This is a genomic window from Methylorubrum salsuginis (assembly GCF_900114375.1).
Lineage (GTDB): Bacteria > Pseudomonadota > Alphaproteobacteria > Rhizobiales > Beijerinckiaceae > Methylobacterium > Methylobacterium salsuginis.
This window is the reverse complement of sequence record NZ_FOSV01000002.1, coordinates 238,996-265,326: the sequence shown is the minus strand read 5'-3', so window position 1 is coordinate 265,326 and position 26,331 is coordinate 238,996. Positions and strand designations below refer to the sequence as shown.

General features: G+C 69.4%; 21 protein-coding genes and 1 pseudogene. 6 read left to right on the top strand and 16 right to left on the bottom strand.

What is annotated here, in order from left to right:
- Positions 1 to 145: 145 nt before the first annotated feature.
- From BM140_RS03950 to BM140_RS26185, 6 genes are all read right to left on the bottom strand, one after another.
- Positions 146 to 1,429: a M16 family metallopeptidase gene (locus BM140_RS03950; protein WP_091942186.1), complete on the bottom strand. Its 1,284-nt coding sequence runs from the start codon at positions 1,427 to 1,429 to the stop codon at positions 146 to 148.
- Positions 1,430 to 1,503: 74 nt separating this feature from the next.
- Entirely contained in the window at positions 1,504 to 2,886 is a 1,383-nt protein-coding gene (locus BM140_RS03945) for a M16 family metallopeptidase (protein WP_091942185.1), read from the bottom strand.
- Between the two features lie 178 nt (positions 2,887 to 3,064).
- Complete coding sequence (locus tag BM140_RS03940; protein ID WP_091942184.1) at positions 3,065 to 3,763, bottom strand: hypothetical protein; 699 nt, start codon at positions 3,761 to 3,763, stop codon at positions 3,065 to 3,067.
- A gap of 163 nt (positions 3,764 to 3,926) precedes the next feature.
- A complete protein-coding gene (lspA, locus tag BM140_RS03935; RefSeq protein WP_091942182.1) occupies positions 3,927 to 4,406 on the bottom strand; it encodes a signal peptidase II in 480 nt (159 codons plus the stop codon).
- A 196-nt stretch (positions 4,407 to 4,602) separates the two neighbouring features.
- Positions 4,603 to 7,578: an isoleucine--tRNA ligase gene (gene ileS / locus BM140_RS03930; protein ID WP_091942180.1), complete on the bottom strand. Its 2,976-nt coding sequence runs from the start codon at positions 7,576 to 7,578 to the stop codon at positions 4,603 to 4,605.
- Between the two features lie 192 nt (positions 7,579 to 7,770).
- Positions 7,771 to 8,196 (bottom strand): L,D-transpeptidase, encoded by a 426-nt coding sequence (locus BM140_RS26185; RefSeq protein WP_244535273.1) that lies wholly within the window; start codon positions 8,194 to 8,196, stop codon positions 7,771 to 7,773.
- A gap of 234 nt (positions 8,197 to 8,430) precedes the next feature.
- Between BM140_RS26185 and BM140_RS03920 the strand changes: the two genes are divergently transcribed.
- The 3 genes from BM140_RS03920 to BM140_RS03910 all read left to right on the top strand — a co-directional run bounded on the left by BM140_RS03920 (position 8,431) and on the right by BM140_RS03910 (position 11,468).
- Positions 8,431 to 9,822, top strand: a complete 1,392-nt coding sequence (locus tag BM140_RS03920) for a dicarboxylate/amino acid:cation symporter (RefSeq protein WP_091942176.1) — start codon at positions 8,431 to 8,433, stop codon at positions 9,820 to 9,822.
- A 4-nt stretch (positions 9,823 to 9,826) separates the two neighbouring features.
- A complete protein-coding gene (locus BM140_RS03915) occupies positions 9,827 to 10,759 on the top strand; it encodes an ROK family protein (protein ID WP_091942174.1) in 933 nt (310 codons plus the stop codon).
- A gap of 403 nt (positions 10,760 to 11,162) precedes the next feature.
- Positions 11,163 to 11,468 (top strand): hypothetical protein, encoded by a 306-nt coding sequence (locus BM140_RS03910; protein ID WP_244535272.1) that lies wholly within the window; start codon positions 11,163 to 11,165, stop codon positions 11,466 to 11,468.
- 82 nt (positions 11,469 to 11,550) lie between these two features.
- On the opposite strand, the pseudogene BM140_RS26180 reads toward BM140_RS03910, so the two are convergent.
- A pseudogene (locus BM140_RS26180) lies at positions 11,551 to 12,215 on the bottom strand (transposase family protein); the annotation flags it as partial.
- Positions 12,216 to 12,381: 166 nt separating this feature from the next.
- On the opposite strand from BM140_RS26180, the gene BM140_RS03900 reads away from it, so the two are divergent.
- Positions 12,382 to 13,260 carry an SDR family oxidoreductase gene (locus BM140_RS03900; RefSeq protein WP_091942170.1) on the top strand — a complete coding sequence of 293 codons (879 nt, stop codon included), beginning with the start codon at positions 12,382 to 12,384 and terminating at the stop codon, positions 13,258 to 13,260.
- Positions 13,261 to 13,512: 252 nt separating this feature from the next.
- On the opposite strand, the gene betA is transcribed toward BM140_RS03900, so the two are convergent.
- From betA to BM140_RS03875, 5 genes are read right to left on the bottom strand one after another with little or no spacing between them, the layout of a single operon-like run.
- Entirely contained in the window at positions 13,513 to 15,201 is a 1,689-nt protein-coding gene (betA, locus tag BM140_RS03895) for a choline dehydrogenase (RefSeq protein WP_091942167.1), read from the bottom strand.
- A gap of 34 nt (positions 15,202 to 15,235) precedes the next feature.
- Positions 15,236 to 16,705, bottom strand: coding sequence for a betaine-aldehyde dehydrogenase (gene betB, locus BM140_RS03890; protein WP_091942165.1), 1,470 nt, complete (start codon positions 16,703 to 16,705; stop codon positions 15,236 to 15,238).
- 55 nt (positions 16,706 to 16,760) lie between these two features.
- On the bottom strand, positions 16,761 to 17,999 hold the full coding sequence (gene choV / locus BM140_RS03885; protein ID WP_244535271.1) for a choline ABC transporter ATP-binding protein: 1,239 nt from the start codon (positions 17,997 to 17,999) through the stop codon (positions 16,761 to 16,763).
- Complete coding sequence (choW, locus tag BM140_RS03880; protein WP_091942163.1) at positions 17,996 to 18,853, bottom strand: choline ABC transporter permease subunit; 858 nt, start codon at positions 18,851 to 18,853, stop codon at positions 17,996 to 17,998. Before choW ends, choV begins: the two co-directional genes overlap by 4 nt.
- Positions 18,854 to 18,896: 43 nt before the next feature.
- Complete coding sequence (locus BM140_RS03875; RefSeq protein WP_091942161.1) at positions 18,897 to 19,841, bottom strand: choline ABC transporter substrate-binding protein; 945 nt, start codon at positions 19,839 to 19,841, stop codon at positions 18,897 to 18,899.
- 254 nt (positions 19,842 to 20,095) lie between these two features.
- On the opposite strand from BM140_RS03875, the gene betI reads away from it, so the two are divergent.
- Positions 20,096 to 22,069, top strand: a complete 1,974-nt coding sequence (gene betI / locus BM140_RS03870; protein WP_165616386.1) for a transcriptional regulator BetI — start codon at positions 20,096 to 20,098, stop codon at positions 22,067 to 22,069.
- Between the two features lie 4 nt (positions 22,070 to 22,073).
- On the opposite strand, the gene BM140_RS03865 is transcribed toward betI, so the two are convergent.
- The 4 genes from BM140_RS03865 to BM140_RS03850 all read right to left on the bottom strand — a co-directional run bounded on the left by BM140_RS03865 (position 22,074) and on the right by BM140_RS03850 (position 25,128).
- Positions 22,074 to 23,027 carry a TorF family putative porin gene (locus BM140_RS03865; RefSeq protein ID WP_091942157.1) on the bottom strand — a complete coding sequence of 318 codons (954 nt, stop codon included), beginning with the start codon at positions 23,025 to 23,027 and terminating at the stop codon, positions 22,074 to 22,076.
- Between the two features lie 430 nt (positions 23,028 to 23,457).
- A complete protein-coding gene (locus tag BM140_RS03860) occupies positions 23,458 to 24,234 on the bottom strand; it encodes a creatininase family protein (protein ID WP_091942155.1) in 777 nt (258 codons plus the stop codon).
- Between the two features lie 201 nt (positions 24,235 to 24,435).
- On the bottom strand, positions 24,436 to 24,819 hold the full coding sequence (locus BM140_RS03855; RefSeq protein ID WP_091942152.1) for a CsbD family protein: 384 nt from the start codon (positions 24,817 to 24,819) through the stop codon (positions 24,436 to 24,438).
- 105 nt (positions 24,820 to 24,924) lie between these two features.
- The gene (locus BM140_RS03850; protein ID WP_091942150.1) at positions 24,925 to 25,128 is read right to left on the bottom strand and encodes a CsbD family protein; all 204 of its coding nucleotides are present in this window, start codon (positions 25,126 to 25,128) and stop codon (positions 24,925 to 24,927) included.
- Positions 25,129 to 25,498: 370 nt separating this feature from the next.
- On the opposite strand from BM140_RS03850, the gene BM140_RS03845 reads away from it, so the two are divergent.
- Positions 25,499 to 26,263: a fumarylacetoacetate hydrolase family protein gene (locus tag BM140_RS03845; RefSeq protein WP_091942690.1), complete on the top strand. Its 765-nt coding sequence runs from the start codon at positions 25,499 to 25,501 to the stop codon at positions 26,261 to 26,263.
- Positions 26,264 to 26,331 lie beyond the last annotated feature (68 nt).

The following is a 26,331-nucleotide window of genomic DNA, read 5'->3' as shown; positions in this document are numbered from 1 at the left end:
GCGGAAAGGGCCGGGTGGCCTCCAGATAGGGGCTCCGGGCGCTGGCCCAAGGATCGGCGCCGCATCCGCGATGACGACGCGCATGAAAAGGCCGGCCCCGCGTCCCCGCGTGCCGGCCCCCCTGGACGCCCGAAAGCGCGTCGCGTCACATCCCGGTCGGCCGCCCGGCGGCCACCACCAGCATCTTGCCGTCGCCGAGGGTGCGGGCGCCGGCCCGGCGGATGTCGGCCTGGGTGACGTTGGCCACCATGTCGTTGCGGCGGGCGATGTAGTCCATGCCGAGCCCCTCGAAAGCGATCTGCACGAGCTGGCCGGCGATCTTGGTCGAGGTGTCGAAGCCGAGCGCGTAGGAGCCGGTGAGGTAGTCCTTGGCCTTCTGCAGCTCCTCGTCGCAGGGGCCGTCGGTGATCAGGCGGGCGATCTCGTCGCCGATCACGTCGAGGGCTTCGGTGACGCGCTCGTTCTTGGTGGCGGTGTAGCCCCAGGTCATGGCGACCGCGCGATGCGAGGTCAGCGAGGTGCCGACCGAGTAGGCCAGCCCGCGCTTCTCGCGCACCTCCTGGAACAGGCGCGAGGTGAAGGCGCCGCCGCCGAGAATGTGGTTCAGCACGTAGGCCGGGATGAAGTCGGGGTCGCGCCACGCGATGCCCGGCAGGCCGAAGCGGATCACCGATTGCGGCACGTCGAGGTCGACCACGATGCGGCTGCCGAGTTCGCGGATGCTCGTCGGGGGCACGGGCTTGAGCGGTCCGGCCTCGGGCAGGCCGCCGAAGGCGCGCTGGATCATGGCGGCGATGCCATCGGCATCGAAGGCGCCGACGGCGGCGACCTTCAGGCCGCCGCGGCCGATCAGGGTACGGTGCATCGCCACGAGGTCGTCGCGGGTGATGGCCGAAACGCTCTCGATCGTACCCGAGGAGGGGCGGCCGTAGGGATGGTCGGGGAAGGCGGTGCGGAAGTAGCGGCGGGAGGCCAGCACGCCGGGATCGTTCTGCTGGTAGCGCAGGCTCGCGATCATCTGCGCCCGCACCCGCTCGATGGCGGGCGCGTCGAAGCGCGGCTCGGCCAGCGCCAGCGCCAGGAGGCGGATCGCCTCGTCGGCATGGGTCAGCAGGGTCTTGAGCGAGCCGCCGATGGAATCGGGGCCGGTGTGGAAGCTCAGCTCGATCGCCCGCGCTGCCAGCGCCTCCTGGAAGGCGTTGGAATCGAGGTCGCCCGCGCCCTCGTCGAGCAGGCGGCTGAGCATCTGCGCGGTGCCGGACTTGCCCTCGGGATCCTGCGCCGCGCCGCCCTCGAAGGTGAAGGACAGGGCGATCATCGGCACCACGGGCGAGGCGACGTGCCAGGCCTCGATGCCGGGGGCGGCCGCGACCGGCAGCGCCTGGGTCGGCGAGGTCGCGGTGCGGGTGCCAGTCTCGGCGAGGTTCATCGGATGGTTCCTACTATTTCGGGCAACCGGCGCCGGCCCCCTTGGGCCGCGCCGTCAAAGGGCGAAATCCGGCGTCAGGCGACCGCGATGTCGGGGTCGCGGGCCTTGGTGAGGTAGCCGGTCACCGAGCGGGCGGGCACGAGATAGCGCGCGGCCACCGCGGCGAGCCGGTCGCGGGTCACCGCCTCGATATCGGTGGGCCAGCGGCGCACCTCCTCCACGCTCTCGCCGATGGCGAGCGCCGAACCGTAGATGCGGGCGAGCGAGGATTGCGAATCGGAGGAATAGACCGTCTCGGCGACCAACCGGATCTTGGCCCGCTCGATCGCCTCCGGATCGAGGGCCTCGGCCGCGCGGCGCAGCACGCGGTCGACATGCTCCTCCAGCGCCTCCAGGCTCACGCCCTCGGCGGGCACGGCGTAGACGGCGAACCGCGTGTCGTCCATCGCCGAGCCCATGTACCAAGCGCCGGCATTCACGGCGACGCCGAGTTCGAGCACGAGTTGGCGGTAGAGGAACGAGGTCGCGCCGCCGCCGATCACCTCGGCCAGCAGTTCGAGCGCGTGGCCCTCGCCGTCGCGGGCGGTCATGCAGGAGGGGGTGAGGTAGAGCCGCTGCAGCGTCGGCTGCTCGACCTTCGGGTCGGCCACCGCGATGCGGCGCATCGCCCGCGGCTCCGGCTCGCGCGGGCGCAGGCGCTTGGGCCGCGCGCCCTGGGGCGTCACCCGGCCGTAGGTCTCCTCGGCCAGGCGGCGCACCTCGTCCGGCGTCACGTCGCCGGCCACCACGAGGATCGCGTTCTCGGGGGTGTAGAAGCGGCGGTAATAGTCGATCGCGTGGGTGCGGTTCAGCTCCTCGATCTCGTGCATCCAGCCGATGATCGGGATGCCGTAGGGATGGTGCACGAACAGCGAGGCCGCCATCGCCTCGGAGAGCTGAGCCGACGGGTCGGTCTCGACCCGCATGCGGCGCTCCTCCAGCACCACGTCGCGCTCGGGCGCCACCACGGCGTCGTCGAGGACGAGGCCGCTCATCCGGTCGGCCTCGAAGCCCATCATCGTGCCGAGATGGTCGCGGGCGACGCGCTGGAAATAGGCGGTGTAGTCGTAGCTGGTGAAGGCGTTCTCCTGGCCACCCAGGCCCGAGACCGCCTTGGAGAAGGCGCCGGCCGGGTGCCGGTCCGTGCCCTTGAACATCAGATGTTCGAGGAAGTGGGCGATGCCCGACTGGCCGAGCGGATCGTCGGCCGAGCCGTTGCGGTACCAGATCATGTGGGTCGCGACCGGGGCGCGGTGGTCGGGCACCACCACCACGTCGAGTCCGTTGTCGAGGGCGAAGGCGGACACCTCCGGCCCGCCGGCCTCCGATCGCCCGAACGGGGCCGCCTCCACCCGGCCGGCATGCGCGAAGCCGCGCTGCGGTCCCAGAGGGGGGGTGGCCTTCCGGTAGAGGTGCATTGTCTGTCCCTGTGCGGGGGCTCTTCCGCCCGTCCGCGCTTTCCGTCCCGATTGCCCGGCATTCTCCCGAGAATGCGTGCCGGGCGCAAATACCGTACCGCGCGGCGTGTCCGCGCGGCCACTCCCGATCGTCGTCACGGTGAATCGCCGCCCCGGCGGGGCGGCGTCCCCGAGGGCCTCAGTAGCGTCCCGGATTCCTCAGATAGGCACGCGGGTCGGCTTCTTCACGGTCGCTGATCGGCCCGCCCACGGGGGTGCCCTGGGGCTTGGCGACCTTGACCGGGGCCTTGCGGTAGCCGGTCGGCGGATCGGTCAGCGTGTCGCGGTCGGGCTCGGCCACGGACGGCTCGGTCTTCTCGGCCTTGCCGCTGAACATCTCGAACGGGTTGAGCCACGTGGAGTCGCGGGTGTCGCCCTGGCCGGGGCTGCCCGCCGGCCCGGTGACCGCACCCGCGCCAGCGCGGCGGCCGGCGTCCATCTCGTAGACCGAGAGCGTCTCGTTGTTGTCGTTCATCCGCCCTTGCGCGCCGCGCACGATCGGCTTCTTGGCCTCCACGGCGGCGCGCTCGCGGGCGATCACCTCCGGATCCTTCGGCCAAGCGGGGTCCGCCTGGCGGGCGCGGGGCACCGGCAGACCGGCGGTGAGATCCTGCTGGCCGCCGAGCTTGGGCGGCATGGCGAGCGGGGCACGCTCGCGGTAATTGATGGCCGGGCGCTCGGGCTCGATCAGGCCGATGCCGCTGAGCGCGTCGCGCATCAGTTCGCCCTCCGCGCGGGCGGCCGTGGCGGCCAGTCCGGCGGACAACGCCGTGCCGACGATCAACGAACGGATGACCGGAGAGGTCCGGCTCCCAGACACACCGCGCCGACCGTTCATCTCGCCCTCTCCCGTCGTCGGGCCGGCCCTCTGTCGGAGCCGGTTGGCCGGACCGTTCCCGGACGCCATCGCCCCGATCCCCAGGGACGGCGTGAGCCGGGTTTCGGGCGATCGTAAGGCGGGGGCGCGCTTTGTCGCAGCCTCGGGCGGGGAACGTGTGGGCTCAGGCCTTCGCCCGCGCACCCGGGCGCAGGCTGTCGAGGATCAGGCCGACGACGCCGGCCACGATCGCGGCATCCGCCACGTTGAACACGTACCAGGACCACGTGCCGGCATGGAGGTGGACGAAATCGAACACCGCGCCGTAGGCGGCCCGGTCGATGGCGTTGCCGAGTGCGCCGCCGACGATGAGGCCGAGCGCCACCGCGAGCAGCCGCGTCGCCGCCCGGCGCATCCACACCGTGAGGCCGACCGAGGCCGCCAGCGAGAGCGCCACCAGCAGCCAGCGGCCGAGCCCTCCCTCCTGCTGGAACAGGCCGTAGGAGATGCCCCGGTTCCACACCACGACGAGGTCGGCGAAGGGCGCGACCCGCCACGGCCCGGTCATCACCAGATCGGTGCCGAAATAGAGGCCGAGCTTGCTCGCTTGGTCGAGCAGGAGGGTGACGAGGGCGGCCAGGAGGCCGGCGCGGAAGGGGGTCATCTGAAAGGCTCGACGCGTCCCTCCCCCCTCTGCGGGGGAGGGTGGCCCCCGAAGGGGGTCGGGAGAGGGGAACCCGGCTTCCGGAGAATTCGGGTCGAGTGCGGCCAAGCGGAAGCGTCGCTCCCCTTTCCCGCCTGCGCCGCAGGCACCCTCCCCCGCAGAGGGGGGAGGGTCGGTCCGCGGTCGGCGACGAGGATCACGCGGCAGCCGAGTTGGCGGCGTCCCACTCGCGCAACGCCTGCGCGTCGCGCGGCGTCACGTCGGGATATTCGGCGTCGGCGCCGACCGTCTCGGTCACCCGCCAGGAGCGAGCGCATTTGCGCCCCTCCGCCCGCTGCGGCACCACGGCCACGCCCTTCACCTCATCGAGGCGGAAGGCATCGGCCGGTCCCTCGCCGTCGCGAACGGTGATCGCGGAGGAGATGCAGACTTCGGCGAAGTCGACGCCGTCGAGGGCGCCGAGCAGGTCGGAATCCGACACGTAGACCAAAGGCGCCGCCTCCAGGCTCGCACCGATGCGCTTGGCCGCGCGCTCGATCTCCAGCGCCCCGGTCACGACCCGGCGCACCCTTCTGATTTTCTGCCAGCGCTCCGCGAGGGGGGCGTTTCGCCACTCGGACGGTGTCTCGGGCAAGGTCTGGAGATGCACCGAGCCGCCCTCCGACGGGTAGCGCTCCAGCCACGCCTCTTCCGCCGTGAAGGCCAGGACCGGCGCGAGCCAGATCGTGACGCGCCGAAAAGCCTCGTCGATGACCTGCAGCGAGGCCCGGCGCGTCACCGAAGAAATCGGATCGCAGTAGAGCGCGTCCTTGCGGACATCGAAGTAGAAGGCCGAGAGGTCACCCGTCATGAAGCCGTTGAGCAGTGCCACGATCCGCTTGGTGTCGTAGGTCGCGTAGGCCTCGCGGATCTCGCCGTCGAGCTGGGCCAGCCGATGCAGGATCAGCCGCTCCAACTCCGGCATGTCTTGGAAGGGGACGTCGTCGCCCGGCACGCGATGGGCGAGCGAGCCGAGCATCCAGCGCAGGGAATTGCGGAGCTTGCGGTAGGTCTCGGCGAACGTTTTTACGATTTCGGGCCCGATCCGGAGGTCGTCGGAGTAATCCGAGGCCGCCACCCAAAGTCGCAAAATATCGGCGCCGGATTCCTTGATGACGGTCTGCGGGGCGACGACGTTGCCCTTCGACTTCGACATCTTCTCCCCCTTGGGGTCGAGGACGAAGCCGTGGGTGAGCACCACGTCGTAGGGCGCGTGGCCGCGCGTGCCGCAGGATTCGAGCAGCGAGGACTGGAACCAGCCGCGATGCTGGTCGGAGCCCTCCAGATACATCACCCGGTCGGGCCCACCGTCCACCGCGCGGCGGATGCCGGCAAGGCCCGGGAAGGCTGCCGCGTCATCGAGCACGAACGCGTGGGTCGAGCCGGAATCGAACCAGACGTCGAGGACGTCGGTCACCTTCTCGTAGGCCGCCGGATCGTGCTCGGGGGCGAGGAAGCGCGCGGTGGCGTCGTCCTTGAACCACGCATCGGCGCCCTCCGCCGCGAAGGCCTCGGCGATCCGGGCATTCACCGCCTCGTCGCGCAGCACCTCGCCGGTCTCCCGATGGACGAACACCGTGATCGGCACGCCCCAGGCGCGCTGGCGCGAGACCACCCAATCGGGCCGGCCCGAGACCATGCCGTTGATGCGGTTCTTGCCCTGCGGCGGCACCCACTGGGTCTGCTCGATGGCGTTCAGCGCCGTCTCGCGCAGGGTCCGGTTGCCGAGGGAATCCACCGCCCGGTCCATGGCGATGAACCATTGCGGCGTGTTGCGGAAGATCACCGGCTTCTTCGAACGCCAGGAATGCGGGTATTGGTGGCGCAGCACGCCGCGCGCCACGAGCGCACCGGCCTCCGTCAGCGCCGCGATCACCGCCTTGTTGGCGTCGCCCTTGTCACCCTTGTCGTTGAAGACGCGCTTGCCCGTGAAGCCCGGCGCCTCCTTGGTGAGCGCGCCGTCGGCATCCACCGTGTAGGGGATGCGGGTCTCGATGCCGGCTTCCGCGAGGCGACGGCCGTTGGCCATCCAGACCTCGAAATCCTCGCGGCCATGACCGGGCGCCGTGTGGACGAAGCCGGTGCCGGCCTCGTCGGTCACGTGCTCGCCGTCCATCATCGGAACGGCGAAACCGTAGCCCGGATCGAATTTTTCTAAGGGATGCGACAGCGTCAGCCCGGCGAGCGCCGCGTTCGGCACGTCGCCGACGCGCTCGAAACCCTCGACGCGGGCGGCCTTGAACACACCCTCGGCGAGCGCGTCGGCGAGCAGATAGGTGTCGCCGACCTTGGCCCAGTTGTCCTCGGCGGCGGCGGTGACGCGGTAGAGCCCGTAGGCGACCTTCTTGGAGTAGGCGACGGCCCGGTTGCCCGGCAGCGTCCAGGGGGTCGTCGTCCAGATGACGACGCGGGCGCCGGCGAGCTCCGGGGTGGCACCGTCACGGATCGGGAACGCCACGAACACCGTGTCGCTGACATGCTCCTCGTACTCGACCTCCGCTTCGGCCAGCGCGGTCTTCTCCACCACCGACCACATCACCGGCTTCGAGCCGCGATAGAGCTGGCCCGAGGCGGCGAACTTCATCAGTTCTGCGGCGATGCGGCTTTCCGCCGGATAAGCCATGGTCGAGTAGGGCCGGCCCCAATCGCCGGTGACGCCCAGCCGCTTGAACTCGTCGCGCTGGACGTTGAGCCAATCGGCGGCAAAGGCCCGGCATTGCTGGCGGAATTCCAGCACCGGCACCTCGTCCTTGTTCCGGCCCTTGGCCCGGTACTGCTCCTCGATCTTCCACTCGATCGGCAGGCCGTGGCAGTCCCAGCCCGGCACGTAATCGGCATCCTTCCCGAGCGCGCCTTGCGAGCGGACGATCACGTCCTTGAGGATCTTGTTGAGCGCGTGCCCGATATGGATGTTGCCGTTGGCGTAGGGCGGGCCGTCGTGGAGCACGAAGCGCGGACGGCCCTTCGCCGCCTCGCGGATTTTTTCGTACAGGCCGATCTGATTCCAGCGCTCCAGCAGGAGCGGCTCGCGGGCCGGCAGGCCGGCGCGCATGGGGAACTCGGTCTTCGGCAGGAAGAGGGTCTTGGAATAGTCTCGGGCGGCCGCGGGGGCAGCGTCTTGCTGGTCGCTCATGGCGGGTTCGGCGTCTTCAACGGGCAAAAGGGGACGGGGCGAAACGGTCACCCGGCATCCGGCGGCCGCCAGGAGGCGGTGCCTACGCGGAAGCCGGGCCCGTAATTCGCCGCACCGAGGAGATCATGCCGAACATGCGAGCGCTTCTAGAGCGCGGCCCGAAAAAGGGGAAGTGGTTCTTGCCCGGGCCGCTCAGTTCCGGATCACCACCCGCGCGCCGCCATAGGCCCGCGTGAGCCCGAACAGCTCGCGGGCATGCGCCGGGTGCAGGCGGATGCAGCCGTGGCTCGCCCGCCGCCCGAGCGCACCGACCGCATAGGTCCCGTGGATGGCGTAGCCGCCGCTGTAGAACATCGCGTAGGGCATCGGCGCACCGTGATACTTGCGCGAGCGCCACATCGGCGCCATGAGCCCGACCCGGTAGCGGCCGTTCGGCGTCACGAACCCGCGCCGCGCCGTCGAGACCGGCCAATCGTAAGCGAGAACGCCGCGAACATAGACCTGCATCCGCTGGGCCGTCTGATCGACCCGCGCGACGACCGAGGCCGCGGCGGGCCGCACCGACAACGCGAGGACGAGAGCAACGAGGACGACGGACAGGACGCGGACGATCGACACGGGGCGGGCCTCCGCAGCCGAGGGCGCCCGGACGGGACTTGGGTTCGGCCGCTTCCCCTTGATCGCGCTCGCGTTTCGGTTGCGATAGGCCCCTCGTCGCGTTGTCGACAGCCGTGTTGGGTTACAAAGCCCCGGCCGACTACCGAGACGCGATTGAGGGCACGGATTAAACGGATTAGCGTCGCGCCAAGCCGCCCGGGACGAGGCCGCGCGACACGGTATCGGTGAGGAAACATGGCCCATTCCGCTCACGCCGCGCCCCATGGTGCGGGCGCGCCCGCAGCGCACACACCCTGGTACAAGGTGCTCTACATCCAAGTGCTGATCGCCATCGCGCTCGGCATCCTGGTCGGCTGGCTCTCGCCGGACTGGGGCAAGTCGTTCAAGTGGATGGGCGACGCCTTCATCGCGCTGATCAAGATGATGATCGCGCCGATCATCTTCTGCACCATCGTCCACGGCATCGCCTCGATCGGCGACCTCAAGAAGGTCGGCCGCGTCGGCCTGAAGGCGCTGATCTATTTCGAGGTGGTCTCCTCCGTCGCGCTCCTCGTCGGCATCCTGGTCGGCGAGATCATCCAGCCCGGCGCCGGCTTCGGCGCCGACGTGACCAAGCTCGATGCCAAGGCGGTCGAGGGCTATGCCAGCAAGGCGGCGGCCGATTCGACCATCGCCCACCTGATGGCGATCATCCCCAAGAGCTTCTTCGACGCCTTCGCCACCGGCGACCTGCTGCAGGTGCTGCTGATCTCGATCCTCACCGGCGTCGTGCTGACCGGCATGGGCAAGAAGGGCGAGAGCATCACCCACGGCATCGACGCGGCCGGTCAGGTGTTCTTCCGCATCATCGGCATCATCGTGAAGCTCGCCCCCCTCGGCGCCTTCGGCGCGATGGCCTTCACGGTCGGCCAGTACGGCATCGGCAAGGTCATCGACCTCGCCTGGCTGGTCGGCACCTTCTACACCACCTCGCTGCTGTTCGTGTTCGTGGTCCTCGGCGGCATCGCGGCCTTCGCCGGCTTCTCGATCCTCAAGTTCCTCGCCTACATCAAGGACGAGCTCCTGATCGTGCTCGGCACCTCGTCGTCCGAGACGGTGCTGCCGCACATGATGACCAAGATGAAGCGTCTGGGCGCCTCGGACTCGGTCGTCGGCCTCGTGATCCCGACGGGCTACTCGTTCAACCTCGACGGCACCAACATCTACATGACGCTCACCACGCTGTTCCTGGCGCAAGCCGTGGGCGCGGACCTCACGATCGGCCAGTACGCCACGATCTTCCTCGTCGCGATGCTGACCTCGAAGGGAGCCTCGGGCGTCACCGGCGCCGGCTTCATCACGCTGGCCGCGACGCTCGCCGCCATCCCGGGCAACCCGGTGCCGGTCGCGGCGATGACCCTGGTGCTCGGCGTCGACAAGTTCATGTCGGAATGCCGCGCGCTGACCAACCTCATCGGCAACGGCGTGGCCACCGTCGTCGTCTCCCGCTGGGAGGGCGAGCTCGACCGGGAGAAGCTCGCGCAGGTGATGGCGCATCCGGTCGCGATCGGCACCGAGATCTCGGACGAGGACCCGGTCGGCCCCGGCGACGACGCCCCCGCCCCGAAGGTCGTGGCGGCGCAGTAAGGGCTTGAGCGAACGAACACTTCGCATCGGGATCGATCTCGGCGGCACCAAGATCGCCGGGATCGCGCTGGCGCCCGACGGGACGACGCGAGCGGAAGCGCGCGTGCCGACCCCGCGGGGTGACTATGCCGGCACCCTCGATTCCATCGCCGGCCTCGTCGCCGCCCTCGAATCCGAAGCCGGTGCCCAAGGGGCGGATATCCCGGCGAGCGTCGGCATCGGCATGCCCGGCGCCGTCTCGCGTCATAACGGCCTGATCAAGAACGCCAACTCGGTCTGGCTCAACGGCAGGCCGTTCGCGCAGGACCTCGCGGCCCGGCTCGCGCGACCGGTGCGGGTCGAGAACGACGCCAACTGCCTCGCGGTGTCGGAGGCCGTCGATGGGGCGGGCGCAGGCGAGGAGATCGTCTGGGCGGTGATCCTCGGCACCGGCGTCGGCTCCGGCATCGCCCTGCGGGGACAGGCGCTCACCGGCCGCAATGCCATCGCGGGCGAGTGGGGCCACAACCCCCTCCCCTGGCCCCGCGACGACGAGCGCCCCGGCCCGGCCTGCTATTGCGGCCGCCACGGCTGCATCGAAACCTGGCTCTCCGGCCCCGGCCTCGCCGCCGACCATTTTTCGCAGACCGGCGAGCGGCAGGCGGGCGAGCAGATCGTCGCCGCCGCGCTGACCGGAGAACCGGGCGCCGCCGCCACGATGGCGCGCTACCTCGACCGCCTCGCCCGCGGCCTCGCGCACGTGGTCAATGTCATCGATCCCGACGTGATCGTGCTGGGCGGCGGGCTCTCGCGCATCGCGAGCGTCGTGGCGGCGCTGCCGGAAAAAATCGCGCCGCACGTCTTCTCCGACGCGTTCGACACACCGGTTCGGGCGAGCCTCCACGGCGATGCCTCGGGCGTGCGCGGGGCGGCGTGGCTGTGGGGTCCGGAATCGTAGAGCATCGTCCTGGATATCGGATCCGGGACGATGCTCTCCGTTATTGTGCCGCATCGTCTTTTTTCGAAAGCCGGAAACCAGCTTTCGGGACGCTGCTCTCAGCGGCACCCCACACCGACGTCTGGCCCGGCCCCGTCGCCGTGCTGTCGTTCGCTCCAAAGGCTCGGAATGCCCCGTGCCGTCATTGCTTCGGCTCCGCCTTGCAAGGACGGCACGAGGTGGATCGCGTTGCGACCCAGCGGCATCGCCTCAGAGAAATCTAAGAAATCCGCGCCGGAAACGCGCTTCCGCCAGCACTGCGGCAGGCTATATCGCTGTGCTCAAACAGTAAGCTCAGCCTCATCAAGTCAAAAGCGCCATCTTTCATCAGAAAAATCAGAAAAAATCATCGGGAGAAAATCGCATGATGCGTCGCCTGATCGTCCCCACCCTCGCCGCCGCCCTGCTGACGCCCGGCGCCGCCCACGCCCTGTCGATGACCGACACGCTCCAGGCGTGGCGGGAAAGCTCGGCGATGGACCGGCTCCAGCTCGCCACCCGCTTCGGCAAGTCGTTCGTCTCCGTCAACGAGAGCTTCACCGCGGGCTACTTCGTGAAGTGCATCGACGAGGTGGCCGGCTACTCGAACGCCCAGAAGGCCCGGATCGAGGACGCGATGCGCGAATGCGTCGCCTCGCAGTTGCGGATGAAGGCGCAGCCGGAGGATTGAGGACTGACAGCATTAAACAATTCAATACGGGCGCCAATTTTCGCAAAGTGACCATGCCCCCAATTTGCAGGACTCGCACCAGCCGTCCGAGGATCATGACAGTGGCCAGGCCAAAGAAGTCGACGGCTGAAGGCGGGGTTGTTTCGTGATCACGAACGAGGCGGTGGCATCGGACAATCCAACTGAAGGTTCGCTCGATCGCTCAGCGTCGGTGCTGCACGGCGAGGCTCTCAACGCCCTTGTCTGACCGAATAATCTCGACCGTCGTGCTGGAGCCGGCCTGCCCTCCGATGGCAGGCGAAGCATTGCGCTAGGATCGGCCAGAGGCGCCGAGCGGCCCGCAGCAGGCGAGGCTTAGGGTGCTGGTCGGCTGTCGAGACGGTGGCCCGTCACAGGCAGCCATCGGTGTCGGTGAGGGTGTTGCGTTTGAGCCCAACCACGCGCCGGACCGGATCGCAGCCGCGCTTGCCCTTGACGCCAGCCACGCCCAAGCGTGCGAGCTGGGCATAGAGAATGGAGCCTGTCGGGCTGGCTTCGCGCCCGACAGGCTGGCGATCGCGAGGGCCATGGGCGTGGCGCTTCGCCATGCCCGCCTTCAATGACAGCGGGAACCAGCAGTGAACGGGGACCAAGGCGGAAAGTCCGGCGGCAGATGCCGTCACGCACAGCGGTAGGCTGAACGTACGGAATGCCGTCCAAGGTCGCCTGCGGCGGCCAGCACCAGGTACGACTGATGCGGGAAGACCGGGCAGCGACGGCGGGTTGCCGGCACGATTCGTGTCGATCCGGAAGGCGCATCGGATCGCGTCCTGGCTCTTCGTCCGGCCGTAGAGGTCGCTCGTCCCGGCACCATTCTGTCGCGGTGACCAACGCGGACCCGGCACGTTAGCCGAGACCGCAGAAGGAACCCGCGATGACGACCGATCCGCGCGAAGCAGGCCCGCGTCCGCCCTTTCCCGGCGAGCAGCAGCAGGAGCGGCCCGGCCTCACCTCGAAGATGACGCCCGCGCCGGATCACGGTGAGACCAGTTATGTCGGCAAGGGCCTCCTGACCGACCGGGTCGCCCTGATCACCGGGGGCGATTCCGGCATCGGGCGGGCGGTGTCCATTGCCTATGCCCGCGAGGGCGCGGACGTGGCAATCTCCTACCTCGACGCCGAGCAGTCGGATGCCGAGGAGACCGCGCGCTGGGTGGAGCAGGCCGGGCGGCGCGCCCTGCTGCTGCCGGGCGACCTGCGCGACGAGGATCATTGCCGTGCGCTCGTCGCGCGCACGGTGGCGGAACTCGGCCGCATCGACATCCTGGTCAACAACGCGGCGGCGCAGACCATCAACGACGGGCTCGACGACGTGACCGCGCACGACCTCGAAGGCGCGTTCCGCGCCAACGTCTTCGCGATGTACTACCTGGCCCAGGCCGCGGTGCCGCACATGCGGCCGGGCTCGGCCATCGTCAACTCGACGAGCCAGCAGGCCAAGGTGGCCGACAGCACGATGCTGATCTACGCCGCGACCAAGGGCGCCATCGCCAGCCTGACGATCGGTCTGTCGAACCTGCTGGCGCCGAAGGGCATCCGGGTGAACTGCGTGGCGCCCGGCCCGATCTGGACGCCGATCCAGCCGATCGCGAAGACGCCCGAGCAGATCGAGCAGCTCGGGGCCGACACGCCGCTCGGTCGGGCCGGGCAACCGGCCGAACTCGCGCCAGCCTACGTGCTGCTCGCCTCGCGCGAGGGCAGCTACATGTCGGGCGCGCTGGTGCCCGTCACGGGCGGTACGCCGATGTACTGATCGGCGCATGTCCGGAGCCACGATCCGCGCGGGGCGGGCCGTGATCCGGTGGTACCGGTGTATCGCCCTCCGAACCGCACGACTATCTTGATCGGGCCGGGCTGCGACCTGCCGGGGTGCCGGGCCGCCTCGGACCGGTTGCCGGCGGTCTCCGCCCACGCCTCGCGCAGCCTGGAGGCCTCCGGCGCCGGAAGGGCTTCGATGTCCCCGGCCTCGTCGGCGGTGGAGCGGACGGGGCCGGTCCCACCCCGCTCAGGCCGCGCGGGCGGGTGCCTGACGGACCGGGCTGTCGCCCGCGACATGGTAGGGCGCCTGGCTGCGCGGCAGCGGGGCGCGGCCGCGAATGCGGTCGGCGATCTTCTCCGCGATCATGATCGTCGGCGCGTTGAGGTTGCCGGTGACGATGGCCGGCATGATCGAGGCGTCGATCACCCGCAGGCCCTCCAGCCCGTGAACGCAGCCCTGGCCGTCGACCACCGCCATCGGGTCCTCGCCCATCCGACAGGAGCAGGAGGGGTGATAGGCGGTCTCGGCGTGCTCGCGCACGAAGGCGTCGAGCTCGGCGTCGGTCCGGCGGTCCCGGCCGGGGCTGATCTCGCGGCCGCGATACGGGTCGAGGGCCGACTGGCCGATGATCTCGCGGGTGATGCGGATCGCGTCGCGGAACTCGCGCCAATCCTGCTCCGTCGACATGTAGTTGAACAGGATGCTCGGATGGGCGTGCGGATCGCGCGAGGTCAGGCGCACGCGGCCCCGGCTCGGCGAGCGCATCGAGCCGACATGGGCCTGGAAGCCGTGCGCCTTGACCGCGTTGGTGCCGTTGTAGCTGATCGCCACCGGCAGGAAGTGGTATTGCAGGTTCGGCCACGTGAAGTCGGGACTCGAGCGGATGAAGCCGCCGGCCTCGAACTGGTTGCTCGCGCCGATGCCGGTGCCGAGGAACATCCATTCCGCGCCGATCGCCGGCTGGTTCCAGGGGCGTAAGGCCGGAGCCAGCGAGACCGGCTTCAGGCACTCGTACTGCACGTACATCTCGAGATGGTCCTGCAGGTTCTGCCCGACGCCGGGCAGATCGAGCACCACCGGCACGTCGAGGTCGCGCAGCCACGCCGCCGGACCGACACCGGAGCGCTGGAGGATCTGCGGCGAGGCGATGGCGCCCGAGCACAGCAGCACTTCGCGCCGCGCCCGCACCGTGGTCGCTTCCGTCGCCTTGCCCTTGAGATAGGCGACGCCGACGGCGCGCTTTCCCTCGAACAGGATGCGGTCGGTCACCGCGTGCGTGACGATGGTGAGGTTCGGGCGTCCCTTCGCCCGATCGAGATAGCCCCGCGCCGTCGAGGAGCGGCGGCCCTTCGGGGTGACGCTCCGGTCCATCGGCCCGAAACCTTCCTGGCGGTAGCCGTTGAGGTCGTCGGTGCGGGGATAGCCGGCCTGGACGCCCGCCTCGACCATCGCCTCGAACAGGACGTTGCGGCCGGGCTTCGCCGTGGTGACGTTCAGGGGCCCGTCGCCGCCGTGATAATCGTCGGGGCCGATGTCGCGGGTCTCGGCCTTGCGGAAATAGGGCAGGCAATCGTGGTAGGACCAGTCGCCAAGGCCCGGCGCCTGCGCCCAGGAATCGTAGTCCATGGCGTTGCCGCGGATGTAGCACATGCCGTTGATGAGCGAGGAGCCGCCGAGCCCCTTGCCGCGGCCGCATTCCATCCGCCGCCCGCCCATGTGGGGTTCGGGATCGGTGAGGTAGGCCCAATTGTAGCGCCGGCCCTGGAGCGGGAAGGCGAGCGCGGCCGGCATCTGGGTGCGGAAGTCGAAGCGGTAATCCGGCCCGCCGGCCTCCAGCAGCAGGACGGTGGTGTCCGCGTCCTCGGTCAGCCGCGTGGCCAGCACGTTCCCGGCCGAGCCGGCGCCGACGATGATGAAATCGTATTCCTGCGTCATGATCGGTTGTCCGTGAAATGGGGCGCGGGCATTCTCAGAAGACAGGCGCGAAATCCGACAATTCGACCTGAATCGATTTGACCTGCGTGTAGCGCTCCAGGGTCTCGACGCCGTTCTCGCGGCCGATCCCCGATTGCTTGTATCCGCCGACCGGCATTTCGGGGGGCGACTCGCCCCAAGTGTTGATCCAGCAGATGCCGGCCTGGAGCCCGTGGACGAGGCGGTGGGCACGCTCCAGCCGCGTCGTCACCACGCCCGCGGCGAGGCCGTATTCGGTGGCGTTGGCGCGGGCGAGGACCTCGTCCTCGCGCTCGTAGGCCAGGATGCTCATCACCGGCCCGAAGATTTCCTCACGCACGATCGTCATGGCGTCGGTGCAATCGGTGAAGACGGTGGGCGCGACGTAGGCGCCCCTGGCCAGTGCTCCGCCGGGCGCTTCGCCGCCGGCGAGCAGGCGCGCGCCCTCCGCGAGACCGGCGCGGATGAAGCCGAGAACCTTGTCGCGATGGGAAAAGCTCGCCAGCGGCCCGAAATTCGTGGCCTCGTCGAGCGGGTCGCCGACGCGGATGCGGGCGACACGGGCGAGCACCCGCTCCTCGAAGGCGGCCTTGAGGCCGGCCGGGACGAAGACCCGCGTGCCGTTGGTGCAGACCTGGCCCGAACTGAAGAAGTTCGCGGCCACCGCGATGTCGGCGGCCCGCTCCAGATCGGCGTCGTCGAGCACGATGAGGGGCGACTTTCCGCCGAGTTCGAGCGTCACCTCGCGCAGGGGCGCCGCGGCGGCCCCGGCCATGATCCGCGCGCCCGTGGCGGTGCCGCCGGTGAACGAGATTTTTGCGATGTTCGGGTGGCCCGTCAGCCATGTGCCGACTTCCGGACCGAGGCCGGCGAGCACGTTGAACACCCCGTCGGGCAGGCCCGCCTCCCTGTAGATCTCGGCGAGCGCGAAGGCGGTGAGCGGGGTCACCTCGCTCGGCTTGAAGATCATCGCGTTGCCGGCCGCCAGCGCCGGCGCCGACTTCCAGAGCGCGATCTGGATCGGATAGTTCCAGGCCCCGATGCCGGCGACGATGCCGAGCGGCTCGCGCCGCGTGTAGACGAAGGCGGTCTCCCGCAGCGGAATCTGCCGTCCCTCCAGGGCCGGGGCCAATCCGGCATAATATTCGAGCACGTCGGCGCCGGTGGCGATGTCGACGCTGCGGGTCTCGGAAATCGGCTTGCCGGTGTCGAGGGTTTCGAGACGCGCCAGCGCGTCGTTGCGTTCGCGCAGGAGCGCGACCGCCCGGTGCAGCACCCGGCTGCGCTCGCGGGCCGGGACGCGCGCCCACACGGCCTGCCCCTCGGCCGCGCTGGCCACCGCCGCCTCGACGTCGGCGCGGGTCGCGTGCTCGATCTCGGCCAACACCGTGCCGTCGGCGGGGTTGACCGAGGTGAAGGTGCGGCGCCCGTCGTCGCGGGCGGGGGCGCCGCTGATATGGGGGCGGAGGGGCTGGTTCAGATTCATGGCCAGGGTCCTGGCATCGCGGGGTTGAGCGGAAGGGGCCGGCCGGGGCGGCGCGTCAGGCGTTTTTCTGGAGCAGCGCCCGGTAGATCTCGCCATGGTCGCAAACGCCTGCGAGCCGGCCGCTCTCGCTCACGAACACGAGCGGATGGCGGGTGCGGTCGCGCAGGTCGATCACTGCCTTGAGCGGCAGATCGGACGGGGCGACGACGAGCCCCTCGGCCCCACCGTCGCGGGTGAGCGGTACCGGCCGTCCGGCGATCTGCGCCGCCTCCGGCCGGCCACAGGCATCGAGCATCAGGAGCAGGCCGGACGCGGCGTCGAGCACGACCGCGTCGCCCTCGCGCGGGAGGTCGCGATGTGCGCGCATCACCGCTTCCGCGGTCAGCACGTCGAGCGGATTCATGTGCTTGACGAACTCGGCGACGTAATCGTTCGCCGGCCGCAGCAGGATGTCGGCGGCGGTGCCGAACTGGACGACGTGGCCGCCCTCCATGATGGCGATGCGGTTGCCGATCTTGAGTGCCTCGGACAGGTCGTGGCTGACGAAGACGATGGTCTTGTGCAGCTTCCTCTGCAGGTCGAGCAGGTCGTCCTGAAGCTTGTCGCGGATCAGCGGATCGAGGGCCGAGAACGGCTCGTCCATCAGCAGGATGTCGGCATCGGTGGCGAAGGCGCGGGCGAGGCCGACCCGCTGCTGCATGCCGCCGGAGAGTTCCTGCACCGTCTTGTCGGCCCAGCCCGACAACCCGACCATGGCGAGCTTCTCGTCGACGATGCGGGTGCGTTCCGCGGCCCCCATGCCCCGCAATTCGAGCCCGAAGCCGACATTGTCGCGCACGCTGCGCCAGGGCAGCAGGCCGAACTGCTGGAACACCATCGAGACGGTGTTGAGCCGGATGTCGCGCAACGTCGCGGCCTTGCAGGCGGTGACGTCCACGGGCTCGCCGCGGTGATGCACGAGGACGCGGCCGCGGGCGACGGGGTTGAGCCCGTTGATCGCCCGCAGGACCGTCGACTTGCCCGAGCCCGACAGGCCCATCAGCACGCAGATCTCGCCGCGGCGGATGTCGAGGTTGACCTTGAAGGTGCCCATCAGGGCGCCGACCTGCTCGCGGATGCGCTCGCGGCCCTCGCCCCGGTCGGAGAGGGCCAGCGCCTTGGCGATGTTGCGGCCGAAGACGATGTCCACGTCCCGCAGCTCGACCGCGTTGCCGGCGTGCTCGGCGGAAACCAGCGGCGTGGCGGCGTCGAGGACGAAGGCGTCGTCGAAGGCTTTCATGGGCGCGACCGTCATCGGGCAGCCTTTCGGGCACGGGGCGCGGGCCGCTTGCACACGCGATCGAGGATGATCGCGAGCACCACGATGGAGAGGCCCGCCTCGAAGCCCATCGCAATGTTGACCGTGTTGAGGGCGCGCACCACCGGTTTGCCGAGGCCGTCGGCGCCGACGAGGGCGGCGATCACCACCATCGACAGGCTGAGCATGATGCATTGGGTGACGCCGGCCAGGATCGTCGGCAGGGCGTGCGGCAGCTCGACCTTGAACAGCATCTGCATCCGGGTCGCGCCGTAGGCGAGCGCGGCCTCGCGCAGGCTCACGGGCACCGAGGCGATGCCGAGCTGCGTCAGGCGGATCGGCGCGGGCAGCGCGAAGATCACCGTCGAGATGATGCCCGGCACGGTGCCCAGCCCGAACAGGACAAGCGTCGGGATCAGGTAGACGAAGGTCGGGATCGTCTGCATCAGGTCCAGGATCGGCCGGATCGCCGCGTAGAACATCGGGCGATGCGCCGCCGCGATGCCGACCGGCACCCCGATCAGCACGCAGGTGAGCGTGGACCACAGGACGAGGGAGAGCGTCTCCATCGTCGCCTCCCAGTAGCCGAGATTGACCACCAGCAGCAGCGACAGAACGATGAACAGCGCGAGCGCGAGCGACCGGTGAAGCCAGTAGGCGGCCGCCGCGAAGGCCCCGATCAGGCCGAGCGGCGGCACCGCCTGGAGCGCTTGGGTCAGCCCGTCCACCGTCGCGCTGAGCACGACGGAGATGAAGTCGAACAGAGCCTGCGCGTGCAGGTTCAGGAAGTCGACCAGGGCCTTGAGCCAGATCCCGAGGGAGAGCTTGTGATCGACGAGCCAGTCGTACATAGGCCGCTCCGCGTCTCGGATGCGTGGATGGATTGCCGGGCGTTCAGCGCTTCAGGGCGGCCTGCGCCGCAGGCAGGGCCGGCTTGCCGTCGAAGGTCTCGACGCCGTCGAGCCAGCGCGCCCAGACCTCGGGATTGTCCTTCAGCCACGCCACGGCGGCCTTCTCGGGCAGCATCCCGTCGAACAGGATCTTGCCCATCACCACGTTCTCGGTTTTCAGGTCGAAGGTGAGGTTCTTGAAGAACCGTCCGAGATTGGGGCATTCCGCGGCGTAGCCGGCGCGGAGATTGGTGAAGATCTCGGCCCCGCCGAAATTCGGACCGAAGGTGTCGTCGCCACCGGCGAGATATTTGATCTTGAACTTGGTGTTCATCGGGTGCGGCTCCCAGCCGAGGAACAGAACCGGTTCCTTGCGCTGGATCGCCCGTTCGACCTGGGCCAGCATGCCCTGCTCGCTCGATTCGACGATGTCGAAGTTGCCCAGGCCGTAGGTGTTGTCCTTGATGATGCCGAGGATCGTCCGGTTGCCGTCGTTGCCGGGCTCGATGCCGTAGATCTTGCCCTTGAGCTGGCGGCGGAACTTGGCGATGTCGGCAAAGCTCTGCAGGCCCTGGTCGTAGAGATAGTCCGGTACCGCGAGGCTGTACTTCGCCCCCGTCAGGTTGGGCCCGAGCACCTCGACCTTGCCCTGATCGAGATAGGGCTTCCGGTCCGCCTCCATGGTCGGCATCCAGTTGCCGAGGAAGGCGTCGATGTTCTTCGAGCCCATCGAGGCATAGGTCACCGGCACCGACAGGATCTGGGTCTTCGGCGCGTAACCCAGACTCTCCAGAAGGCCCGAGGCGAGGGCGGTCGTCGCCGAGATGTCGGTCCAGCCCACGTCGGAGAAGCGGACGTTGCGGCAGGCGGCCGGGTCGGCGGCGGCGGCCGTCGCGACGGCGGCGAGAGCAAGACCGGTACAGAGGGCGCGGGCAGGGAAGCGTGTCATGCGAGCCTTCCGTGGATTGACCCGATTCGGGCGGGACATCTCTTGAATGACCGTTCAATACCAATTTACGTTCGGGTGTCACGCAAAAAATTTCAACAGACGCCGTCGATCAGGAGGCAATGTGCCGTTATATGCTGCATTGCGGCATCCGCGACGGGTCGTTTCGGCGCTGCGACAGGCGGGACAGGGATGGCTCGGCTCTTGCCAGCGCCATGCATTTGAACGAGCATTCAACCACAGACCCGGAGACGACGATGACCGCCGCGCCATCCGCCGAGAGCTTCGAGGAGGCGCGCCGCCGCCACCTGATCCAGGCGACGATCGAGACCCTGGGCGATGTCGGCTTCCGCGCCGCTTCGCTGAGCGAGATCGCCCGGCGGGCGAAGGTCTCGACCGGGCTGTTCGCCCATTACTTCGGCGACAAGGACGGACTCTTGGAGGCGACGCTCCGGTTCATGGCCGGCAGCCTGACCCGTGCCACCGCCGAGGGCCTGCGCGCGGCCGGAACCCGCCGGGAGCGCCTGTTCGCGGTCAGCGACGCCGCCCTCTCCGACGAGCAGTTCGAGAGCCGCACCAGTGCGGTCTGGCTCGCCTTCTGGGGCCAGCTCACCCATTCGGAGCGCTACAAGCGCGTCCAACGCATCTATCAGCGCCGCATGACGGCCAATCTCCGCCACGGTCTCAAGGGGATGGTCGCCGCCGATTGCGTGCCCGCCTACGCCGCGATGATCGCCGCGATGATCGACGGCCTATGGCTGCGCTCGCATATCGGCGACGGCGCGGTGGGCAGCGACGGGTCGAGCGCCCGCGCGCTGGTCCGCTCCTTCATCGACGGCCTCCTGGCCGGCGCCGCCGCGGACGATGCGGCCGAGCCGGTCCGGCCGCTTCCGGTCTCGCGCCCCGAGGCGCCGCCGGAGCCGCTCCACGTCGTCAGCCCGGTCACCGGAGCCGACATCGCCCGCCTCGTGCCCGCGCGCGACACCGAGATCCGGCGCGGCGTGCAGGACGCCAAGCGCGGCTTCGCGGAATGGGCCGGGACGCATCCGGCGGAGCGCGCCGCGATTCTGCGCCGATGCGCCGAGGCCCTGCGGCGGGACGGCGCCGCGCTCACCCGCGGCGAGAGCCTGGAGACCGGCCGCCCGCTGCGGAACACCGGCGGGCCCGACCTCGCCCGCGCCATCGCCCTGGTGGAGCGGGCGGCCGGGCTCGCCGCCGGGCTTGCGCCGTCTCGGATCGAGGTGGCGGGCGGGCGCGAATGCCGGACGCTTCATCGCCCCGCCGGTCTCGTCGCGGCCCACATCCCGTGGAGCCGCGGCCTGCTCGACCTGTGCCGCTCTGCCGCCTGGCTCGCGCAGGGCAACGCGGTGATCGCCTGCGTCGACGGGCAGGTGGGCGAGACCGCCGCGCGCCTGCTCGGGCTGTTTCGCGAAGCGGGCCTGCCCGAAGGAGCGCTGGTGCTGCTGCCCGGCGACGCGCAGACCCTACGGCGGCTCGAAGCGCAGGCCGATCTGCTCGGGCGCGAAGCCATGCGCCTCGTGGACGGCACGGCGGATCCGGAGACGAGCCTCTGGGCGACGCGGCCCAAGAGCACCGCCCTCGTCCTTCCGGGCGCCGATCCGGAGCGCACCGCCGCGCGCCTCCTCGACACGACGGGCGCGTGGCGCGCCTCGGACTTTCTGAGCGAGACCATCGTCCACGTCCATGAGGCCGCTCGCGCCGACCTCGCGAAAACCCTCGCCGCGCAGGCGGCCCGGCTTAGGGCCGGCGATCCCTTCGATCCCGCGACCGATCTCGGCCCGCTGCTGTCGGAACGGCACCGCGCCTTCGTGCTCGACCTGATCGCCGCCGACTGCACCTCGGGCGCCCGCCTGCTCACGGGCGGCCGCGCCCTGACGCAACGGGACGGCGCACTCGCCTGTCTCTCCCCGACCGTGCTCGACGGCTGTGCGGAGACCTCGGCGCTGGTGCGGACCTCCACCTTCGCCCCGGTGGTGACGCTGGTCCCCTTCGCCGATACGGACGCGCTCGTGGCACGGCTCCGGCGCGGGCCGGCTGAGGGGGGCGTCGCACTGTTCGCGGGCGAGGCGGACCGACCCCATGCCGTCGCGGAGCGACTCGACCGTCGCCTCGTGGTCGTCAACGACGACGGAGTGGGCGCCCTTCCCTGCGCGGCCGGAGAAGCACCGGTCCACACCGCTCCGCGCCACATCCTGGCGCCGCGCGGCTGAGCCGCTACCGCACCGCCGGCCCTTCCGCGTCACTGGTCCGGGCCGGCACGGAGGGGGCGAGCGTCTCCTGGCTGGCGAAGATGCCGGGGTCCTTCGAGGTGACGTCGAAGGATAGGGTCGCGACGATCGCCTTCCCGCACCACTTCGAGGTGAAGCTGCCATTGGCGATGCCGCGCGGATCGGCGGTGATGAGGCCGCACTCGGTCTTGTTCATCGACGTGTCGTGGTAGCGGAGATCGAGCGTGAAGTTCTTGGCCGTGTAGGCGATGCCGACATTGCCGTAGGTGTAGTCGGGCAGATTGAACCGCCCGAACGAGGCCCGCGTCGTGCCGATGAAGTAGTGGCCGACCTCCGCCGAGAGCAGGAAACCCGACGGCATGAGACCGAACAGGCCCTCCGGGACGACGTATTTGGCGATGCCGGAAATGTAGGTGCCCGGCGCATGCGTGCCGAAGTAGCTCGGCGTGTAATAGGCGTTGAAGCCGAGCGTCAGGGCGTCGTTCACGGCGTAGGCGGCCTTGCCGGCGAACTCGTAGTAATCGGCGTTGTTGGCGGTGTAGATCGTGCCGTCGGTGCCGATGAGCGCCCGCTCGCCGGGATAATTGTAGAACAGGTATCCGAGGTCGAAGCTCCACGCCCCGAAGGTGGGGCGGATGCCGGCGGAGAAATCCATCTCCATGGTGGGCCGGTTCGGCAGATCGACCTGCTCGCCGGCGATGCCGACATAGTACAGGCCGTCGAGCATCTGGAACTCCAGATAGCCCTGCGCACCCGGATTGCGGTTGGTCTGCGAGATGCCGCGCGAGATGTAGTCGGTCACGTAGCGGAAGCCGAAGGTGGCCGAGACGGCCTGCGGATCGACCGGCGGCGCGGAGGGTGCCGGTGCATCGGCGGCCCGAGCGAGGCTCGGCGCGGCGAGCGCCAGGAGTGCGATTTTCCATGCGTGAGGCAGCGCCATCGGACATCCGATCGTAGGCAAGAGCACGATACGGGTCTTCGCGAGACAATGCGATCCTCGACCGGCGCCGGTCTCGGCGCCGATACACAGCATCATCAAGTAGAATGCCGCATCTGGAGCCGATGATTGCGCTCGTCTTGCTTCCTGTCACGCGTTCAACAGGATAACCGGCCGGAGTCGAGGTGTCGATGTAAATTTGCAACACCGCAACACCCGGCAATGAATTCATCGGATTAAATCGAGATATCGTCGCTCAAACCGCGCCCTGATCGAAGGCTCGACTGCTGAGCCCTATTCAATTGCCGGCAACATAACATGCACCCAAGAGCCGACGCAGCGACTTAGCCTCAGACGAACACCCAATTCTCGGACACCACGGAAATCGAGATCGGCGGCGTATCGGCGCGACGGCGCGACGGGCCTCAGACCGCTACAGCTCGAAGCGGCCGATCTCGCCGAGCAGGGTCACGAAGGCGCGCGCGCCGTGCTCCAGGGCGGCGCGGCCCTTCTCGGCCGTGCCGAGGCGTGCGTCACCGAGCGCGCCCGAGGAATGGAGGTCCTGCGTCTTCCAGGCGAAGGCCGCCGGCCGGCCGGCCCGCAGCAGCGAGAAATCCTGCTCCATGGCGACCATGCGCGGCTCGAAATCCGCGATGGCGTCTGTGCGCACGAGATCGGGCCGCAGGGCCAGCATCAGGGCCGTCTCGATCCCGCCGGCATGGATGCCGTGGCGGATCTCGGCCTCCGGAAACATCCCCTCGGGCAGGCCGAGGCGGCTCCAGGCGGTCGTCACGGCGATCATGCCGAAGCGGCCACGCAGCTCGCCCGCCACGAGGTCCATCAGCGGGCTGTTGCCACCATGCGAGGAGACGATGACGAGTTTCCGGCAACCCGCCCGGTGCAGGCCGGTGCCGATCTCGGTCCAGGCGGTCAGCGCGGTGGCGGCCGTCAGCGTCAGGGTGCCGGGAAAGGCATCGTGCTCGTCCGACTTGCCGACCGCCTGCACCGGCAGGAGCCAGACGTCGAGCGTCTCGGGCACGAGCGCCGCGACCCGGTCGAGATAGCCCTGCGCGATGAAGGTGTCTGTGCCGAGCGGCAGGTGCGGCCCGTGCTGCTCCACCGCCGCCACCGGCAGCACCGCGATGGCGCGGCCCATGTCGCGGGTGCGGACTTCCTCGGTCGTGAGGTCGAGCCAGGATCGTGCCGGCATCGTCTTCCGGTTTGCCTCTGCCGTTTCGCCCTCCCTTGGGACGGCAAGACGGCGTCGGCGTCAACGTTCGGCAGCCCCGCGCGGGGCGCGCGGGGCTTGGCCGCGGGGCTTGGCCGCGGGGCTTGGCCGCGGGGCTTGGCCGCGGGGCTTGGCCGCGGGGCTTGGCCGCGGCACTTGGCCATGGGAGCGACTCGACCGGCCTCAGCGCCCGCGGCTCACCAACCAGCCGAGGCCGAAGGCCGCCGCCGCCACGAGGGCCAGCGTGGTGCCGCGGTTGTCCTCGGCCCGGGCGATCAGGGCGCGGCCCTGGCGGCGGGCCTCGCTGCGGTAGTGGCGGCTGCGATCGGTGGCCTCGTCGCGCAGCGAGCGGCCGCGGCTCACGGCCTCGTCGGCGAAGTGGCGCCCGTCGCGGTGCAGCCCCTCGGCCTGGGCATGGATTCGGCCGTAGGTCGATTGCGCGACGCCGGCGACCTGCTCGTAGGCGCCCTCGACCTGCGGCCGGGCGCGACCGGTCACGGCGCCGAGCGCGCTGCGTCCACGGCCCCTGATGTTGCGAATGCCGCCTTCGATCTGATCACGATTCATTGAAGTGTTCTCCGATGGTGAGGCGCTCGGATCGGCGCCGGAAAAGAAAGAGCCGCACCCGGCAGGGGTGCGGCTCCGGTTGTCAGAACCTGAAACCCTTACGGATCAGATGCTGCGCTTGATCTTGTCGGCGGCGTTCTTCACGCCGTCCTTGGCTTCGCCGACGGTGCGCTGGGTCTTGCCTTCGACTTCCTGCGCCTTGCCTTCGGCCTGAAGCTTCTCGTTGCCGGTTACCTTGCCGACGGACTGCTTGATGTTGCCGGCAGCTTCGTTGGCGAGGCCCTTGAGCTTGTCGGTGGTGCTGCTCATCGGATGTCTCCCTTCGTTGGCTGTGCGCCGGATTACGGCGCCTTCGGCAAGCGGAACGGTGGGCGCGGCCATTGGTTCCAAGCATAGGTTACGGGCATCCCTGGCCTGCGCGATCCGCATCGGGCTCGAGCCGCGCCCTCTGCTTCAAAAAATTTCTGCGCACCGGCCAAATATTTTCCAGTCAACCTTCGCGGCTCGATGGGTCAAGGATGCTGTATCCAAAATACCGGCCGGCATAGCGTCCGGCCGTTCGCAGAGATTCGGCACGCCGACGGCGCCGAAACGAGAGGATCAGGGACAGCTCGATGGCCGCTGACGCCGCCCCGCTCGACATTTCCGCCATTACGGCACCCAGCCGATGAGCGCGACCGTGACCCGCTGGATCGGCTTCCGCCACGATGGCGCGGCCGGCTTCGGCCGCCTCGACGGCGAGACCATCACGGTGTTCGAAGGCGACCTGTTCGGCGCGCCGACCGAGACGGGGCGGACGCTGCCGCTCGCCGAGGTGACGCTCGACCTGCCGTGCCGGCCCTCGAAGCTGATCGCCCTGTGGAACAATTTCGGGGCGCTCGCCGAGAAGCTGGAGCTGTCCCGGCCCGAGGCGCCCCTGTTCCTGATCAAGCCGGCCAACACCTATCGCCCGTCGGGGGCGACCATTCCGGTGCCGGAGGCTTCGGGCCGGGCGCTCTACGAGGGCGAACTCGCGATCGTGATCGGCAAGGCCGCCCGCGACGTCTCCGAGGCCGAGGCGATGGACCACGTCTTCGGCTTCACCTGCATCAACGACGTGACCTCGGCCGCGATCCTGAAGGCGGATGCGAGCTTCACCCAATGGGCGCGGGCCAAGGGCCTCGACGGGTTCGGTCCGTTCGGACCCGTCGTCGCCACCGGCCTCGATCCCGAGACCTTGACCGTGCGGACCCTGGTGAACGGCCGCGAGCGCCAGAACTTCCCGATCAGCGACATGCTGATGCCGGTGGCCCGGCTGGTCTCGCTCCTCTCTCAGGGGATGACCCTGGAGCCCGGCGACCTCATCGCCTGCGGCACCTCGGTCGGCTCCGGGCCAATTCCGAAGGGCGCGACGGTGGAGGTCGTGATCGACGGCATCGGCACGCTGACGAACCGGTTCGATTAGAGCATCGGCCCGAACATCGGACGCACCGAACCGTGTGCGCGCAACGGCGGTCACGCCGCCCCGGTGAG